10 protein-coding genes are annotated in these 17,007 nt (G+C 71.5%); 4 read left to right on the forward strand and 6 right to left on the reverse strand.

Going from position 1 to position 17,007, the window contains the following annotated elements; translation table 11 throughout:
* Positions 1 to 22 precede the first annotated feature (22 nt).
* Positions 23 to 1,501: a glutamate-cysteine ligase family protein gene (locus PYS65_RS33405; protein ID WP_279337706.1), complete on the reverse strand. Its 1,479-nt coding sequence runs from the start codon at positions 1,499 to 1,501 to the stop codon at positions 23 to 25.
* Positions 1,502 to 1,843: 342 nt separating this feature from the next.
* Between PYS65_RS33405 and PYS65_RS33410 the strand changes: the two genes are divergently transcribed.
* Entirely contained in the window at positions 1,844 to 3,304 is a 1,461-nt protein-coding gene (locus PYS65_RS33410; RefSeq protein ID WP_279337707.1) for a metallophosphoesterase family protein, read from the forward strand.
* A gap of 162 nt (positions 3,305 to 3,466) precedes the next feature.
* Entirely contained in the window at positions 3,467 to 6,841 is a 3,375-nt protein-coding gene (locus PYS65_RS33415) for a pyruvate carboxylase (RefSeq protein WP_279337708.1), read from the forward strand.
* Positions 6,842 to 6,958: 117 nt separating this feature from the next.
* On the opposite strand, the gene PYS65_RS33420 is transcribed toward PYS65_RS33415, so the two are convergent.
* Together PYS65_RS33420 and PYS65_RS33425 are read right to left on the reverse strand one after the other, a co-directional pair.
* Complete coding sequence (locus tag PYS65_RS33420; protein WP_279337709.1) at positions 6,959 to 7,456, reverse strand: carboxymuconolactone decarboxylase family protein; 498 nt, start codon at positions 7,454 to 7,456, stop codon at positions 6,959 to 6,961.
* 69 nt (positions 7,457 to 7,525) lie between these two features.
* Positions 7,526 to 9,157 (reverse strand): PucR family transcriptional regulator, encoded by a 1,632-nt coding sequence (locus PYS65_RS33425; RefSeq protein WP_279337710.1) that lies wholly within the window; start codon positions 9,155 to 9,157, stop codon positions 7,526 to 7,528.
* Between the two features lie 178 nt (positions 9,158 to 9,335).
* Between PYS65_RS33425 and PYS65_RS33430 the strand changes: the two genes are divergently transcribed.
* Positions 9,336 to 10,604, forward strand: coding sequence for an NAD(P)/FAD-dependent oxidoreductase (locus PYS65_RS33430; RefSeq protein ID WP_279337711.1), 1,269 nt, complete (start codon positions 9,336 to 9,338; stop codon positions 10,602 to 10,604).
* A 42-nt stretch (positions 10,605 to 10,646) separates the two neighbouring features.
* On the opposite strand, the gene PYS65_RS33435 is transcribed toward PYS65_RS33430, so the two are convergent.
* Together PYS65_RS33435 and PYS65_RS33440 are read right to left on the reverse strand one after the other, a co-directional pair.
* Entirely contained in the window at positions 10,647 to 11,561 is a 915-nt protein-coding gene (locus PYS65_RS33435) for a YceI family protein (protein ID WP_279337712.1), read from the reverse strand.
* Positions 11,562 to 12,158: 597 nt separating this feature from the next.
* Positions 12,159 to 13,655, reverse strand: coding sequence for a glucose/sorbosone family PQQ-dependent dehydrogenase (locus tag PYS65_RS33440; RefSeq protein ID WP_279337713.1), 1,497 nt, complete (start codon positions 13,653 to 13,655; stop codon positions 12,159 to 12,161).
* Between the two features lie 421 nt (positions 13,656 to 14,076).
* Here PYS65_RS33440 and PYS65_RS33445 point away from each other — a divergent pair, with 421 nt between their 5' ends.
* Positions 14,077 to 14,661 carry a TetR/AcrR family transcriptional regulator gene (locus PYS65_RS33445; protein WP_279337714.1) on the forward strand — a complete coding sequence of 195 codons (585 nt, stop codon included), beginning with the start codon at positions 14,077 to 14,079 and terminating at the stop codon, positions 14,659 to 14,661.
* 78 nt (positions 14,662 to 14,739) lie between these two features.
* On the opposite strand, the gene PYS65_RS33450 is transcribed toward PYS65_RS33445, so the two are convergent.
* Complete coding sequence (locus PYS65_RS33450; RefSeq protein ID WP_279337715.1) at positions 14,740 to 16,992, reverse strand: cytochrome P450; 2,253 nt, start codon at positions 16,990 to 16,992, stop codon at positions 14,740 to 14,742.
* Positions 16,993 to 17,007: the final 15 nt, after the last annotated feature.

Consider the following 17,007-nt stretch of genomic DNA (forward strand, 5'->3'; position numbering starts at 1 on the left):
ATGAGGGGGTGCGGGGCCCGCGTCAGTCGACGGGCCAGGTGTGCACCGGGGCGTTGAGATGCATGTAGTCGATGTACAGCTGCGTCATCCGGCGCAGGGCCTCATGGCGGCCGCAGCGGGCCGAGGCGTCGATGTGGTGGAACATCTCCTTCTGCCACACCGCCCCGTTGCGCCCGGTGACGCACCGCTGCTCGATGATGCCGAGCAGCGGCTCCCGCCAGACCTCGTCCATGCCGGAGAGCTCCAGCCCGCGGTGTGCCAGCGGCAGCAGCCGCCGCAGCACGAGTTCGGGCACCGGCACCTCGCCCATCCCGGGCCAGTACAGCCGGGCCTCGATGCCGTGCCGTGCCGCCGTGTGCAGGTTCTCCTCGGCGGCCGAGAACGACATCCGTGACCACACGGGCCGTTCCTCCTCCACCAGGGCACGGGTGAGCCCGTAGTAGAAGGCGCCGTTGGCCAGCGTGTCGGCCACGGTGGGGCCGGCCGGCAGCACCCGGTTCTCCACCCGGACATGCGGCTTGTCGTGCGCGATGGCGTAGACCGGGCGGTTCCAGCGGTAGATGGTGCCGTTGTGCAGGGTCAGCTCGCCCAGTTCGGGGGTGTCGCCGCGGTCCAGCGTCTCGGCGGGGTCCTGCTCGTCGCACAGGGGGAGCAGCGCCGGGAAGTACCGCAGGTTCTCCTCGAAGAGGTCGAAGACGCTGTTGATCCACCGCTCCCCGAACCAGACCCGGGGGCGCACCCCCTGCACCTTGATCTCCTGCGGGCGGGTGTCGGTGGCCTGCTCGAACAGCGGAATGCGGGTCTCGTGCCACAGCTCCTTGCCGAAGAGGAAGGGTGAGTTGGCCGCCAGGGCGGTCTGGACCCCCGCGATCGACTGCGCCGCGTTCCAGTAGTCGGCGAACTGCTCCGGATACACCTGGAGGTGGAACTGGGTGCTGGTGCACGCGGCCTCGGGGGTGATCGTGTCCGCGTAGGTCCGCAGCCGGTCGACGCCGTCCACCTCGATGCGCAGGTCCTCGCCCCGGGCCGCGAAGATCTGGTCGTTGAGCAGCCGGTAGCGCGGGTTCTCCGACAGCGCCGACTCCCCCACGTCCTCCTGCCGCAGGGTCGGCAGAATGCCGGTCATGATCAGATGGGTGCCGACCGACTTCGCGCGTCGCTCCGCGTGATTCAGCGCGGCGCGGATCTCGGACTCCCAGGAGTCCGGGCCACCCGCCGTCAGCTGGCGGGGCGGCACGTTGATCTCCAGGTTGAACCGGCCCAGTTCCGTGGACCAGGCGGGGTCCGCGATCACGTCGAGCACGTCGATGTTGCGCATCACCGGCTCCGCCCGGTCGTCGACCAGGTTCAGCTCGATCTCCAGCCCCACCTGGGGCCGCTCGGACTCGAATCGTTCCTCGCGCAGCATCTGCGCGAACGTGTCGAGGCACTCCTGCATCTTGATCCGGTACCGGCGGCGGTCCTCACGGGTGAACACCAACGCCGGGACGTCGCGTCCCATCGCTCTGCCTCCCGGCCTCCCGGCTTCCCGTCCTCGGACACCTCTCCACCCAGCGTCGCACCACCGGGCGACTCCGACCAGACGGGACGGGACGCACCGGGAAATCCAGGTGCCCGGTACCTGTACGGGGTACCTCCGGCACCCGGCTTCCGCCCCCTCGACCTCCGTGTCCCGGCGCCGCGCCCTGCGCCGATCGTGCCGGCGAGGGTGCGGCAGCACCCTGCGTACGCCGTTCGCTCCGGTCGCCGTGCGTCGGCCGGAGGCCTCGGTGAGCATCTCCGGTATGACCCTCGGCAACGGGACGGGCCGGCGTCCAGGGCTCTCGAACGGAGAAACGCGAACATGATGCACCGGACGGTCGTCCTCGCCCTGATGAGCGTGCTGACCGCGGCGCTCTCGGCCGGGGCGGCCCTCGCAGGGACCGCACCCCCCGGCGGAGGGCCGAAACCACCCCCTCCACCAGGGGCCGGGCCCAGCAGCGAAGCGTGGGCATGGACCCAACTGACCAGTCGCGGCACCCAGATCCGCTACGTGACCACCGACACCACCCTCACCTGCCCCACCGTGCGCTACACCGTGGGCACGACCAGGGGTTCCTTCCCGATGCACCGGGTGAGCACCCCGGGGTCGTCGCAGTTCCCCACCACCGTGTGCGAGTTGGGCGTGCCGCTCGGAGCCTTTGACGCGGTGCTCCAGCAATCGACGGTCCAGGCGGCCGTGGTGCACCCCGCGAACCGCCGGCTCCCCCTGCCGAACTGGACCGACACCACACGCCCCGGCACCATCGGCGTCATCGGCGACACCGGCTGCCGGGTCACGACGGCGGGCCCCGACCAGGACTGCGCGAACCACCAGACCGGCTGGCCGTTCCCGCGGATCGCGGACAGCGCCGCCACGGTGACCCGGCCGGACCTCGTGATCCATGTCGGCGACTACCTCTACCGTGAGGACCCGAGCCAGGCGAACGACACGGCGGCCAATCCGGGCTGCACCACGCAGGCGGACAGATTCAGCTGGCCGTGCGTCGTCGCCGACTTCCTCAGACCGGCGGAGACACTGCTGGCCACGGCACCGGTCGCACTGACCCGAGGCAACCACGAGGACTGCAACCCCGCACAGCAGGGCGGCGCGGGCGGCGCGTGGTTCCGCTACCTCGCCGACGACCTCCGCGCCGACGGATCGTGCAGTCCCTACACCGCGCCCGTGGAGATCCGCGCGGGCACTTTGAACCTCCTCTCCGTGGACTCCTCGTTCGCCGACCCGGCCGACAACGGGAGCACGACGCAGCGGGCGCTCTACACCGCGCAGTTCGACACCGTGAACCAGGCCGCGCGGCAGCACCCCACCCACGATTACTTCGTGTTCACCCACAAACCGCTGTGGATGGTGAGACTGGCCGGCCCTCCGGCCCGATCGGTGACCCGTGTCCTCGACGAAGCCGTCGCCGACACGACCCTGGGCCGGCTGGAGGACAACATCCGCATGGTGCTGTCGGGTCACGTCCACCTCTACCAGATGATCGACTTCGACACCGCACGCCCGCCCCAGGTGACCGTGGGCTTCTCGGGCGGAACACCACTGGACCAGGGCCCGAACGACGCAGGCGTCGTCGGACAACCGGTCGGTACACCGCCGCAGCCCGTCCACCAGTCGATCACCCAGGGAGGGGTCTTCGGGTACGGGCTCCTGCGCGACAACGGCGCGACCTGGGACCTCACCTCTCACGACCCGACCGGTGCTGTCCGCGGTCAGACCTGCACCCTGAGCGCGAGCACCGCCAACAAGGCATTCACCTGCCACTGAAGGACGCGAACGACGGCGGAGATGTCTCACGGCATCTCCGCCGTCGGCGTGACGTCCCGTCCCGGTTCCGGAGGCGTCGGTGAGTGGCCCGGCTCACATGGCGTAGTGGGCGCGGCACCGACACCATGGTCTTCGTCACCCGGCAGGCTGAAGGGATCAAGAATGTTCCGCAAGGTGCTGGTAGCCAACCGTGGTGAGATCGCGATTCGGGCGTTTCGCGCGGGCTACGAGCTGGGCGCCCGAACCGTCGCGGTCTTTCCGCACGAGGACCGCAACTCGCTGCACCGGCTCAAGGCGGACGAGGCGTACGAGATCGGGCAGCCGGGGCATCCGGTACGGGCCTACCTCTCCGTGGAGCAGATCATCGGCGCGGCGCGCCGGGCGGGAGCCGACGCCGTCTACCCGGGGTACGGATTCCTGTCCGAGAACCCCGAGCTGGCCCTCGCCTGCGAGGACGCGGGCATCACGTTCGTCGGACCGAACGCACAGATCCTCGAACTGACCGGGAACAAGGCCCGCGCGGTGGCCGCGGCCCGTGAGGCGGGCGTGCCGGTGCTGGGGTCCTCGGCGCCCTCCACCGACGTGGACGAACTCGTCCGTGCCGCCGACGGCATCGGCTTCCCCGTGTTCGTCAAGGCGGTCGCCGGCGGCGGCGGGCGCGGAATGCGCCGCGTGGAGGCCCCCGCCCAGCTGCGGGAGGCCATCGAGGCCGCCTCCCGGGAGGCCGAGTCCGCGTTCGGCGACCCCACGGTCTTCCTGGAGAAGGCCGTGGTCGAGCCCCGCCACATCGAGGTGCAGATCCTCGCCGACGGCGAGGGCAACGTCATCCACCTGTTCGAGCGCGACTGCTCGGTGCAGCGCCGCCACCAGAAGGTGATCGAACTCGCGCCCGCGCCGAACCTCGACCCGGAACTGCGGGACCGGATCTGCGCCGACGCCGTGCGCTTCGCCCGCCGGATCGGCTACCGCAACGCCGGGACCGTGGAGTTCCTCGTCGACCGCGACGGGAACCACGTCTTCATCGAGATGAACCCGCGCATCCAGGTCGAACACACCGTGACCGAAGAGGTCACCGACGTCGACCTGGTGCAGGCGCAACTGCGCATCGCCGCCGGTGAGACGCTGGCCGACCTCGGTCTCGCCCAGGAGAACATCACCCTGCGGGGCGCCGCGCTGCAGTGCCGCATCACCACCGAGGACCCGGCCAACGGCTTCCGCCCCGACACCGGGCGGATCAGCGCCTACCGCTCACCCGGCGGCTCCGGCATCCGCCTGGACGGCGGCACCACCCACGCCGGTACGGAGATCAGCGCCCACTTCGACTCGATGCTGGTGAAACTGACCTGCCGGGGCCGGGACTTCACCACCGCGGTCAACCGGGCCCGGCGCGCCGTGGCCGAGTTCCGCATCCGCGGCGTCGCCACGAACATCCCCTTCCTGCAGGCCGTGCTGGACGATCCGGAGTTCCAGGCCGGACAGGTCACCACGTCGTTCATCGAGCAGCGTCCGCACCTGCTCACCGCACGCCACTCCGCCGACCGCGGCACGAAGCTGCTGACCTACCTCGCCGACGTCACGGTGAACAAGCCGCACGGCGAACGGCCCGAGCTGATCGACCCGCTGACCAAGCTGCCCCGGCTGCCCGCGGGTGAGCCGCCGGCCGGGTCCCGGCAGCGGCTCACCGAACTCGGCCCCGAGGGCTTCGCCCGCTGGCTGCGCGCCTCACCGACCGTCGGCGTCACCGACACCACCTTCCGCGACGCCCACCAGTCGCTGCTCGCCACCCGGGTCCGCACCAAGGACCTGCTCGCCGTCGCCCCGGTGGTGGCGCGCACCCTGCCCGAACTGCTCTCCCTGGAGTGCTGGGGCGGTGCCACCTACGACGTCGCCCTGCGCTTCCTCGCCGAGGACCCGTGGGAGCGCCTGGCCGCCCTGCGGGAAGCCGTACCGAACATCTGTCTGCAGATGCTGCTGCGCGGCCGCAACACCGTGGGCTACACGCCGTACCCGACCGGGGTGACCGACGCCTTCGTCCAGGAGGCGGCGGCCACCGGCATCGACGTCTTCCGCATCTTCGACGCGCTGAACGACGTCAGCCAGATGCGGCCCGCCATCGACGCCGTACGCGAGACCGGGACGGCCGTCGCGGAGGTCGCCCTGTGCTACACCGCCGACCTGTCCGACCCGTCCGAGCGGCTCTACACCCTGGACTACTACCTGCGCCTGGCCGAGCAGATCGTCGAGGCGGGCGCGCACGTCCTGGCCGTCAAGGACATGGCCGGCCTGCTCCGGGCACCCGCCGCGGCGACCCTGGTGTCGGCCCTGCGCCGGGAGTTCGACCTGCCGGTCCACCTGCACACCCACGACACCTCCGGCGGTCAGCTCGCCACCTACCTCGCCGCGATCCAGGCCGGAGCGGACGCGGTCGACGGGGCGGTGGCGTCCATGGCCGGCACCACCTCGCAGCCGTCCCTGTCGGCGATCGTCGCGGCGACCGACCACTCGGAGCGGCCCACCGGCCTCGACCTCCAGGCCGTCGGCGACCTCGAACCGTACTGGGAGAGCGTCCGCAAGGTCTACGCCCCCTTCGAGGCGGGCCTGGCCTCGCCCACCGGCCGGGTCTACCACCACGAGATCCCCGGCGGGCAGCTCTCCAACCTGCGCACCCAGGCCATCGCCCTGGGCCTGGGCGACCGCTTCGAGGACATCGAGGCGATGTACGCCGCCGCCGACCGGATGCTCGGCCGCCTGGTGAAGGTCACCCCCTCCTCGAAGGTGGTCGGTGACCTGGCACTGCACCTGGTGGGCGCCGGGGTCTCCCCGCGGGACTTCGAGCAGGATCCGGACCGGTTCGACATCCCCGACTCCGTCATCGGCTTTCTGCGCGGCGAGCTGGGCACCCCGCCCGGCGGCTGGCCGGAGCCCTTCCGGACCAAGGCGCTGCGGGGCCGCGCCGAGGCCAAGCCCGTCCAGGACCTGTCCGCCGACGACCGGGAGGGGCTGGCGAAGGACCGCCGGCCGACCCTCAACCGGCTCCTCTTCCCCGGCCCCACGAGGGAGTTCGACACGCACCGCCAGTCCTTCGGCGACACCAGCGTCCTGGACAGCAAGGACTTCTTCTACGGGCTGCGCCCCGGCAAGGAGTACACCGTCGACCTCGACCCCGGGGTGCGGCTGCTCATCGAACTCCAGGCCGTGGGCGACGCCGACGAGCGCGGCATGCGCACGGTGATGTCCACCCTGAACGGTCAGCTGCGGCCGATCCAGGTCCGCGACCGGGCGGCGGCCTCCGAGGTCCCGGTCACCGAGAAGGCCGACCGGACCGATCCCGGCCATGTCGCGGCGCCGTTCGCCGGAGTGGTGACCCTCGCGGTCGCCGAGGGCGACGAGGTGGACGCGGGGGCCACGGTGGCCACCATCGAGGCGATGAAGATGGAAGCCGCGATCACCGCCCCGAAGTCCGGCACGGTGAGCCGGCTGGCCATCAACCGCATCCAGCAGGTGGAAGGCGGCGACCTCCTGGTGGAACTCGCCTGACCCGACCGCAGACGGTGGACGTCCCCGCCCGGCACGGGAGCGGGGACGTCCACCGTTCTGGGACCGGCCCCCGCTCCGCGCGGCCGGGGTGACGGCGCCGGCGGGTTCCCGGGGGGTTCAGCCGGCCGGTGTCGCGGTGCGGGGGCGCACCGGGTGCTTGCTCAGGACGGAGACCCGGTTGAAGGCGTTCATGGTGATCGCCACCCAGATCACGGCGGAGATCTCGTCCTCCGACAGCACGGAGCGCGCGAGCGCGTACGCGGAGCTCTGCGCGTCGGCGTCCGTGGGCAGGGTGGTGGCCTCGGCGAGTGCCAGCGCGGCGCGCTCGCGCGGAGGGAACAGTTCGGTGTCGCGCCAGGCGGCCAGCACGCCCAGGCGCTCTGCGGTCTCGCCGGCGCGCAGCGCCCGCGTGGTGTGCAGACTGAGGCAGAACGCGCAGGAGTTGAGCTGGGAGACCCGGATGTTGATCAGCTCGACGAGGACGCGGTCCAGGCCGGCGTCGGCCGCGACCTTGCGCACCGCCTCGGCCGTGGACGCCAGTGCGCGATAGGCGGCCGGGCTCTGCTTGTCGACGAACACCCGCTGGTCCGTGGTCTCCGCTGCCGTCTGGGTCACATGAACTCCTTCATCGCGCGGTGTCTGAACCTCTGTTCCTATCATCCATGATTGTTGAAGGATGTAGTTTCAGTGGCCGGCCGGACGCGGGCCCTCGCCCATCGCCGTGAGCTGCAGCCGCAGCGCCAGCCGCACCCGGGGCGAGGACAGGTCCACCGGGGCCACCTCGTCGAGCTTGCGCAGCCGGTAGCGCAGCGTGTTGGGATGGATCCGCAACAGCCGCGCGGCGCTCTGCGGGTCACCGAAGTGGTCCAGCCAGGCCGCGAGCGTCGCGCGGTACGGCGTGCCGTGCTCCTCGTCGTGCGCGCGCAACGCGGCGAGCGGCCCGCCGAGCAGGCCCGCGTCGATCCCGACGGCCGCCGTGGCACGCTCCACGACGACGGTGTCCCAGGCGTCCTCCATCAGAACGAGCCCCGTCCGGCCGGGGAGCGGGAGCCGGCCGGCGCCGATCAGCCGGTGGAGCTCGCCGGCCTCCGCGGTGGCACGGGGCAACTGGTCGGGGGAGCGGGCGGTACAGCCCGTCGCGGCATACAGGCCCGGGTCGTGGGCGTGGACCTCACGCAGCACATGCCGAAGCCAGTCCAGGGTGCCCGCACCGGCATCGGCCATGCCCCCGGCGGTGACGGGGCGTCTGCCCCGCGGCCGCTCGACGACCAGGCCGAACAGCAGTCCGTCGAGATCGGTCAGCAGGGGCTGGTGCCAGCCGAAGCGGAGGGCCACCGATTCCCACAGATCCAGTTGCCTGCGCACGTCGGTCCCGTCGGGGGAACCGAAGGCCACCACCCGCCAGGGCCCCGCCGGCAGCGCGGACGCGGCGCCCGGACCGGTGCCGGTGGCGGCACCCTCGCGCAGGGTCACCCGCAGCTGACCCGTCGAGACCCGCCGTGCGATACCGGCCTCGGCGCGCAGCCGCAGCAGATGCAGGGCGAGGACCGAGGCCACGTCGCTGAGCTCCCGGATACGCTCCGGGGGGACCGGGGAGCGGACCACCGCCCAGATCGAACCGAGCCACTCGCCGCCGGCCCGTACCGGGATGATCAGCCGGGGCAGGGTGCCGTCGGGGCCGGCCGGGGTCCAGATGGGGTCGCTGGAGCGGGCGAGCCTGCGGAAGACACCGCCGGCCCGGAAATGGGTGAGGGTCTCCGGGGGCACACGCCGGCCCACGATGGTGGAGACGCGCGCCGGATCGGTCGTGTCCTGCCGCGCGGAATAGGCGAGCACCCGGGACTGCGCGTCCTCCACCGTCACCGGCGCGTCGATGATCTCGGCCGCCGTGTCGGCCAGCGCGAACAGGTCGACGTGCGGCCCGGGACTGCCGAGGCGACTGGTGTCGGGCGCGGAGGCCCGGTCGATGACGCCCCGCAGCAGCCAGACGACATGCGCCCACGAGGTGTGCGGCTGCAGCTCGACCAGCGCGGGGCCCGCCAGCTCGCGGGCGGCACGGGCCACCTGCGGATCACCGGCGAAGGGGCCCTTGAGCACGACACCCCCGGCCGCCGCCCGGGCGGCCCGTTCCAGCAGGGCGACGGCCCCGGCCCGGTCGGCCACGCCCACCCCCAGGACGAGCTCTCCCGGCTGCCCCACGGCATCCCCGGGCTCGGCCAGGGCGACGTCGTGCACTTCGGCGTCCCCGGCCGCCACGACGGTACGGAGGAACCCGGCACCCAGGGAATCCACCAGATCGGTGACCGTGATCATCATCGGCCCCCAGCGGCGTGACGGCAGCAGCTCATGAGCAGAGTCATGCCCCCATTGTGACCCGGGGGCATGGTTCCCGGCGCACCACGTGCAAGGCCCCCATTGGCCGTACAGCACAAAGACAACGGCACGGCCCGGGCTCACCATCGAAGACACCACCGCCTTGGAGAAGAGGTTCCGCATGACCCGCCCCGCCTCGCCCGCGCACTCCGGCCCCCGCTCCGTCGCCGTCGTCGGTGCCGGCATGGTCGGACTGTCCACTGCCTGGTTCCTTCAGGAGCGAGGCGTCGACGTCACCGTGTACGACCGCGACGGGGTGGCCGCCGGCTCCTCCTGGGGCAACGCCGGATGGCTGACCCCCGGCCTGGCGACACCGCTGCCCGAGCCCGCGGTCCTCAGCTACGGCGTACGCGCGGTCCTCAGCCCGTCCTCCCCGGTCTACGTCCCGCCCAGCGCCAACCCCGGCCTGCTCAGGTTCCTCGCGGGATTCGCCCGGAACAGCACCGCGACACGGTGGCTGCGGGCGATGCGCGCGCTCGTCCCCATCAACAGCCTGTCGTTGGCCGCCTTCGACACGCTGGCCGAAGGCGGCGTCGAGGCGCGGACCCTCGACGCCAAGTCCTTCCTCGCGGCCTACCGCACGGCAGCGGAACGCCGGGTCCTGCTGGAGGAACTCGAGCAGATCCACGCCGCCGGACAGCGCATGGAGTTCGACGTCCTCGACGGCGACGAGGCCCGGGGGATCGAGCCGTCCCTCTCGGACGAGATCGGCGCGGCGATCCGCCTGCACGGCCAGCGCTACATCGACCCCGGACACTTCGTGCACGCCCTGGGCGACGCGGTCCGCGCCCGGGGCGGCGAGATCCGGGAGAGGACGGAGGTCACCGATGTGCGGGACGCGGCCACCGGTGCCGTCGTCCGCACCGGTGACGGCCAGGACCGGCGCTTCGACGCGGTGGTCCTGGCCACCGGAGCCTGGCTCGGCCGCCACGCCAGGAAGTTCGGGGTCCGCTCCGTGGTGCAGGCCGGGCGGGGGTACAGCTTCAGCGTCCCGATCGAGCACGTGCCGACCGGCCCCGTGTACTTCCCCGGCCAGCGCGTCGCCTGCACCCCGCTCGGTGACCGGCTGCGCGTCGCCGGAATGATGGAGTTCCGCAAGCCGGAAGCGCCCCTGGACGCGCGCCGGATCAACGCCATCGCCGAGGCGGCCCGTCCGCTGCTGCGCGGCGCCGACCTGGACGCCCGCGAGGACGAGTGGGTCGGCTCGCGCCCCTGCACGACCGACGGACTGCCCCTGATCGGGGCCACCCGCTCACCCCGGGTCTTCGCCGCCGGCGGACACGGCATGTGGGGCATCACCCTCGGCCCGGCCACCGGAGAGCTGCTCGCCGAGACGATGGTCACCGGCGCACGTCCCGCGCAGCTCGCGCCGTTCGACCCGCTGCGCTGACCCGCCGCCGGAGGCGGGGCGGGAACACCCGCCCCGCCGTTCCTAGTGGGGCGGGGTCGGTGTGTCGTGGGTCCGGTACATGGCCTGTACGTCGAGCGCCAGCTGGATCGTCGGCCCGACGACGGCGATGCCGCGGGCGAGCATGGAACGCCAGTTGAGGGTGAAGTCCTCGCGATGCAGCTCGGTCCTGGCGAGGGCGGCGCAGCGCAGCTCCTGCTCGTAGCCGCCGTTCACGGTGCCGAGATACTCGGTGTCGAGGCCCACCGAGCGAGTGGTGCCGTGCATCGTGAGGGTGCCGTGCACGGTCCACTTGGAGCCGCCGTGGTAGGCGAACCGCGTGCCGGCGAAGTCGATGTACGGGTAGTTCTCGACGTCGAGGAAGTCGGCCGACCGCAGGTGGTTGTCGCGGGTCTGGTTGCCCGTCGAGATGCTGGAGGCGTCGATGCGCACCGAGACCTGGGAGTCGCCCATGTCCTCCGCGACCCGGATGCCGCCCTCGAACCGCGTGAAGCGGCCGTGGACATGAGCCATGCCCACGTGCTTGGCGATGAACCGGATCGCGGTGTGCGGAGGGTCGAACACCCAGGTGCCGGCGGGCGGCAGCTCCAGTCGGCGTCCGGGCTCCAGCACGACGCGTGCGGGGGCGAGAGCCACCCCGGCGACGATGTCGACGCTCTCGCGGGCGGGTGACAGACCCTCCGCCGTCAGCATCACGCTGTACCTGCCCGGGGGCAGGGCCGCCATGTAGTAGCCGTACGGGTCGGTGGTGCCGCGAGCCGCGACGCGGTGGCTGTCCAGCTCGGTCACCGTGACCTCGGTCGCGCCCAGCGGCCGCCCCAGGGCGTCGACGGCCTCGCAGCCGAACGCCCCCGCGCCCGCCGGCAGGGGGACCGAGAGGCCCGACGCGGCGCCGGAGGCGCCCTGCGGACGCAGGCGCCGCAGCAGTCCGAGGACCATGGTGTTCACCTTTCTTCACGCATGTTTCCGCTTGGCCCGTACGGCACACCGCGTTCGCGGCTGCCAAGAGCCAGGGGATCAGGGCATCAGGACGAGGGGGTGGCCTGTCATCGATCCTAAAGCCGTCGGAAGGGGAGAGTGACTGTTCCCGAAGTCGGCGCGGGCACCGTGCGGTGCCGGGTGAGCCATCGGGGGCGTGGTGTTATGGAAGGTGATGTGCCGATTTTCAGGGGTGCTTCTTTGCAGTGCCGCTCCGGCAAATGGTGGGAACGTGTCGGAGTGTCCATGCGTCACTCGCGATTTCGGTGAACAATGCACACGATCCGCACACTCCGCCGGGTCGCCCGGAGCGATGAGTTCTCGCGCGTTCCGCGGTCCAAGTCCGCCACGAGGCGACACCGCGCGGGCCGGCGGTCCACGTCTGCGAATCGACCGGACAGCCCGAGTACGGAACCCGCGGAGCCGGCGCACAGGGGACCACCGGGCGCACGGCACGGCGAAGGTCCTCGCCCCGGACCCGGTCTGTGAGGGGTGTGACCGGGCGGGGCGAGGACGGCTGCGTGCCGCAGGGCGTACCGGGCGGGCCGGGGCGCCGGTTCAGCCCTGCAGGCGGTACTCGATGATCGCGCCCGGGTTCTCCAGGGGGTCGGAGACCGGACTGCCCTGCGCGTCACGGACGGGGCCCGCGGAGTCGGTCACGACGAAGAGGGACCTGCCGTCGGCGCTGAACTCCGTGTCACGGAAGCGGTTGTGCTCCATGAGGAGCTCGGTGACCTTGCCGACGCCCTGGCCTCCCGGCGTGAGGTCGACGCGGTAGACGGTGCCGTCCTTGAGGGTGGTCATCACCAGGGAGTTGTTCCAGCCCGGGATGCCCTTACCGGTGGCTTCGGCGGACTTCCTGGACGTCCCGTAGTGCTCGAAGCTGGAGGGCGCGATGGTGGGCCAGCACAGGGACCACTCCTCGCCCCGCGCGCACCTGGGGTTCTGGAAGTTGAAGTCCGAGCCCACGGTGCCGAAGGTGTGGACCGGCTGGACGAAGGGCTGCTTGAAGTCGGTCTCCCGCTGGACGGGGACCGTCTTGGGGATCTCGAAGTTGCTGAAGGTCAGCTCGTCGCACGGCGTCGGCCACGAGGCGGACCAGTTGGCGTAGACGTACGCCTTGTCGTCGCGGTAGCCCGAGACGTTCGGCCAGCCGTAGTTGCCGCCCTTCTTCAGGATGTTGATCTCGTCGTCGGTCTTCGGGCCCTGCTCGTTCGAGTAGAGCGTGCCGTCGGGGCCGAAGGCCAGGCCCTGCGCGTTGCGGTGTCCGTAGGTGTAGACGTGGCTGCGCACGCCGCCCAGGACCGGGTTGTCCGAGGGGACCGAGCCGTCGGTGTTCAGCCGCAGGGTCTTCCCCTGATAGGCGATCCAGTCCCTGCCCTCGACTTCGTGGGCGGTGGGCAGCCGCATGGCGTAGCTGGGCTTGCAGGTGTTCCCGAACTGGTTCACCCCCTGGTCACCGATGGTGTAGTACAGCTTGCCGTCGGGACCCAGTCGCAGCCGTGCCGACTGGTGGTCGTTGCCGGCCGGCAGGCCGGCGATGACGGCCTTCGGGCTGTGCAGCCGCTTCCGGACGGGGTCGTAGGTGTAGCGCTCGATCTTGGTGCGGGCCTGCACGACCGGGGTGGGGTCGATGTCGTTGGTGTAGGAGAGGTACGCGTACACCTCGCCCGTCCCGCGCCGTTCCTCGATGGCGAGGCCGAGCACACCGTCCTGCCCGCCCTCGCTGTGGACGGCCTGCGGCAGGCTGAGCAGGGTGGTTTTGGCACCGGTCTTCGGATCGACCCGGGTGACCTTTTTGCCGGTCTTCTCGGTGGCCCACAGGGACCCGTCGGGGGCCCGTACGATCTCGTAGGGGTTGTTCAGCCCGGTGGCCACGACGCGCTTGGCGAACATGCCAGGGGCGGGCGGTGTGCTGGTGCGGGCGGGAGGGGAGACGGCGTCGGAGTCCGAGTCGCCCAAGGGGTCTCCACCGGTGACGGCGGCGCCGGTGAGGGAGGCGCCGAGGGCCAGGACGAGTGCGGTCGCCACCGGCCCGCGCAGTATGTGGTGCATGTGGTTCCTTCCAGTGAGGTCGCCCCTGTCCGAGCATCGCTTGGAGTAACCGATTCAGCACTCCGGGTGTCGCGACGTTCTGCCGTTCAGGTGACGGGGCGCCGTGGCCGGGAGGCGGGACATGCGCGAGAACCCGCCCGGTCGCCGTCCGGGTGGGCGTGAAGAGCCGCTCCAACTCGACGAGTTGAGGGCCGGAGTGCCGGGGTGTCGCTGTACGCGGCGGCCGGCCCGGCGGTAAACCCAGGCTTCGGGGGCGCCCAAGGGGCGCGCCACCGGTGTTCACCCGATCGAAGTGCAAGGAGCGCCCCGCATCGTGGTTCGCCCGGATGGCTAGACTGCACCGGCAGTGCCGTACCGCCGAGCCGACCGCCCAGGAGTGCCTCGTGACCCACCGTTTCTCCTCGTGAGCCGGGGGCTCCGCATGGCAACGAACCGTACGGCCAAGAGCATCGCCACCCGTCAGCGATTCGTCGACGAAGCCCTGCGCCTCTTCAAGGAACAGGGGTACGAACGCACGTCCATGGCCCAGATCGCGGCCGCGGCCGGCAGCAGCCGGGCCAATCTGTACCTGTACTTCAACAGCAAGTCCCAGATCATCAGGGCCCGCATGGCCGAGATCGAGGCCGAGGTGGCCGAGCTCTACGCCGTACTGGACGGGATGCCGGGGCACACACCCGAGGCCATGCGGGAGTGGCTGGGCACCGCCCGTGAGATGTGGCTGCGCTACGCCACCGAGTTCGAGGCCGTCAACCAGGCCATGGCCATCGATCCGGACGTCCTCGAGGAGTGGCTGGGCCTGATCCGGCGCGTCTCGTCGGCCCACGCGTCGCTCCACCTGGACGGTGCGGCGGAGGACGAGCGGGTGGCACGCGAAGTGCACATGACCACGCTGATGATGAGCCTGGAACGCAACTTCTACTTCCTGTACATCCGCGGCCACAAGGAGCGGGAGGAGCTGATCCTCACCTCGCTGGCCCGGCAGTGGGCCCAGCTGTTCGCCGACTGACCGGACACAGGACTCCGTCGGGAAACCCGGTGAACGGGTTTCCCGACGGAGTGGGAGGAGGCAGTGAGCGGCCCGGCGTCAGCCGCCCAGCACCAGTCGGGGGCAGCCGGCCGCGGCCCGGGACACACAGATCAGCATGGTCCTGTCGGCCTCCTGCTCCGACGGGGTGAGGATCGAGTCCCGGTGGTCGGCCCGGCCATCGACGATGGGCGTCTCGCAGGTGCCGCACGTACCGGTCCTGCACGAGGAGACCACCGGGAGTCCGGCCTTCTGGGCGGCCTCCAGGATCGTCTCGTCCGCGCCGACCTCGACGACCGTCCCGGACTCGGCGAACTCCACCTGGAACGGTGTGTCGGGAACGGTCCGCACCACGGGCTTCGGGGCGAACCGCTCCAGGCGCAGAGAGTTCTTCGGCCAGTGGGCGGTGTTCTCCTCCACGGCCCGCAGCAGCGGCTCGGGGCCGCACGCGTAGACGAGCGTCCCCTCGCGCACCTCACCGAGCAGGCCGGGCAGGTCGATCAGCCCGAGCTCGTCCTGGGGGACCACCGTGACGCGGTCGCCGTGGGCGGCCAGCTCGTCGCGGAAGGCCATCGACGCGTGCGTGCGCCCACCGTAGACGAGGTCCCACTCGGCGCCGGCCCGCTCGGCCTCCCGGACCATGGGCAGGATCGGGGTGACACCGATGCCGCCCGCGATGAACAGGTAGCGGGGCGAGGGCAGGAGCCGGAAGTTGTTGCGCGGCCAGGACACGGTGACCCGGGACCCGACCGTCAGCGCGTCGTGCACCGCGGCCGACCCGCCCCGGCCGGCCTGCTCCCGCAGCACGCCGATGCGGTAGGAGGTGCGGTCCTTTGGGTCGGAGGACAGCGAGTACTGGCGCACCCACGGCTCACCGTCCCCGCCCGGCACATGGACGTCGACATGGGCCCCGGCCTTCCACGGCGGCAGTTCACCGCCGTCCGGATGGCTCAGGGTCAGGGCGACGACGCCCTCCGACGCCTCGGTGCGCTCCGTCACCTCCAGGGTGAGCGTGCGCACGGTCCGCGTCCGGGAACGCTCGACGTCCGCGACGTCCCAGCGCACCTGCAGGGAGCGGCGCACCGGGAGCAGGGCCATGCGCAGGAAGTCGAGCTCGTCCGTGTCCTCCGGGCGCAGCGACGGCAGCCGCTCGAAGAGCACCCGCAGCCCCGTGGCGCCCTGGACACGGGCCAGGGGGTTGCCCAGACAGGTGTGCCGTCCGGCCGTGAAGGCCAGGTGACCGGTGGGGTCGGGGCGGTGGATGTCGAACTCGAAGGGCCGCTCGACGTGCTCGGGATCGGTGTTGGCCGAGGCCAGCGCGACCCACACCATGTCACCGGCCGAGATGCGCACACCGGACAGTTCCACGTCCCGCGTCACCCGGCGCGAGGTGAACGTCGAGGACGGGCGCCGCCGCAGCGTCTCCTCGAAGACCCGGGGCCAGAGCTCCGGTTCGGCGAGCGCGTCCTCGAGCGCCTGCGGGTTCTGGGACAGGAAGAGCACCGCGTTGGTCATGGCCTGGGCCGTGGTGTCCGTGCCGGCCGCGGCGAACTCGGAGACGTGCAGGGCGATCTGGGGCGTGGGCAGCGCGTACGAGCCGTCCTTGGCCCGGGCCGACGCCATCACGGAGATGATGTCGTCGGCATCGGAGTCGCGTCGCGCGTCGACGATGGCACGCAGCTTCAGGTTGGCCTCGACGAAGCGGTCCCACACCTCGGACCGCGCCGGCTCGGGCAGCGGCTCGTGCGCGGACGACAGCACGGCGAACAGGTCGTCGCGCAACTGCCGCAGCATCGCCTCGTGTTCGTGGCCGAGACCCAGCAACGCCATGATGGTCTGGGTGGTCAGCTCCAGCGAGTACTCCTCGAGCAGGTTCGCGCAGCCGTTGCTCTCGAACCGGTCGATGATGCGGTGCGCCCTGGCCTCGATCTCGGGCTGCAGCCGGTCCATGCGCTCCTTGACGAAGCCCCGCTGCGCCACGGACCGCGTCTCGGTGTGCCCGGGCGGGTCCTGCCCCACGATCATCTTGGAGACGAGGTCCGGCGGGTAGACCTCCCGGTGCTTGGCCGGCACGTCCGCGGCCGAGTTGGCGGCCGAGGAGTAGGTCTGCCAGTCCGACAGGACGGTGAGGCAGTCCTCCCGCCGCGTGACGATCCACGCGTTCAGGTGCGGGTACCAGAACACCGGCGAGGTGTCCCGGACCGTGGCCAGATGAGCGGCCGGGTCCCGGTAGTAGTCGTCACCCATCGCGTCGAAACCGTGGGCGACGGGGCAGCGGCCCATGGGACGGGCCTCTTCCTGCAGTGACGTCATGGCCTGCTCCTTTCG

Source organism: Streptomyces cathayae (genome assembly GCF_029760955.1).
GTDB classification, from domain to species: Bacteria; Actinomycetota; Actinomycetes; order Streptomycetales; family Streptomycetaceae; genus Streptomyces; species Streptomyces cathayae.

Excerpts from the sequence above, each read along its gene's own strand:
- PYS65_RS33405 (WP_279337706.1), bottom strand. The coding sequence starts at position 1,501 with ATGGGACGCGACGTCCCGGCGTTGGTGTTCACCCGTGAGGACCGCCGC.
- PYS65_RS33410 (WP_279337707.1), top strand. The coding sequence starts at position 1,844 with ATGATGCACCGGACGGTCGTCCTCGCCCTGATGAGCGTGCTGACCGCG.
- PYS65_RS33415 (WP_279337708.1), top strand. The coding sequence starts at position 3,467 with ATGTTCCGCAAGGTGCTGGTAGCCAACCGTGGTGAGATCGCGATTCGG.
- PYS65_RS33425 (WP_279337710.1), bottom strand. The coding sequence starts at position 9,157 with ATGATGATCACGGTCACCGATCTGGTGGATTCCCTGGGTGCCGGGTTC.
- PYS65_RS33430 (WP_279337711.1), top strand. The coding sequence starts at position 9,336 with ATGACCCGCCCCGCCTCGCCCGCGCACTCCGGCCCCCGCTCCGTCGCC.
- PYS65_RS33435 (WP_279337712.1), bottom strand. The coding sequence starts at position 11,561 with ATGGTCCTCGGACTGCTGCGGCGCCTGCGTCCGCAGGGCGCCTCCGGC.
- PYS65_RS33440 (WP_279337713.1), bottom strand. The coding sequence starts at position 13,655 with ATGCACCACATACTGCGCGGGCCGGTGGCGACCGCACTCGTCCTGGCC.
- PYS65_RS33445 (WP_279337714.1), top strand. The coding sequence starts at position 14,077 with ATGGCAACGAACCGTACGGCCAAGAGCATCGCCACCCGTCAGCGATTC.
- PYS65_RS33450 (WP_279337715.1), bottom strand. The coding sequence starts at position 16,992 with ATGACGTCACTGCAGGAAGAGGCCCGTCCCATGGGCCGCTGCCCCGTC.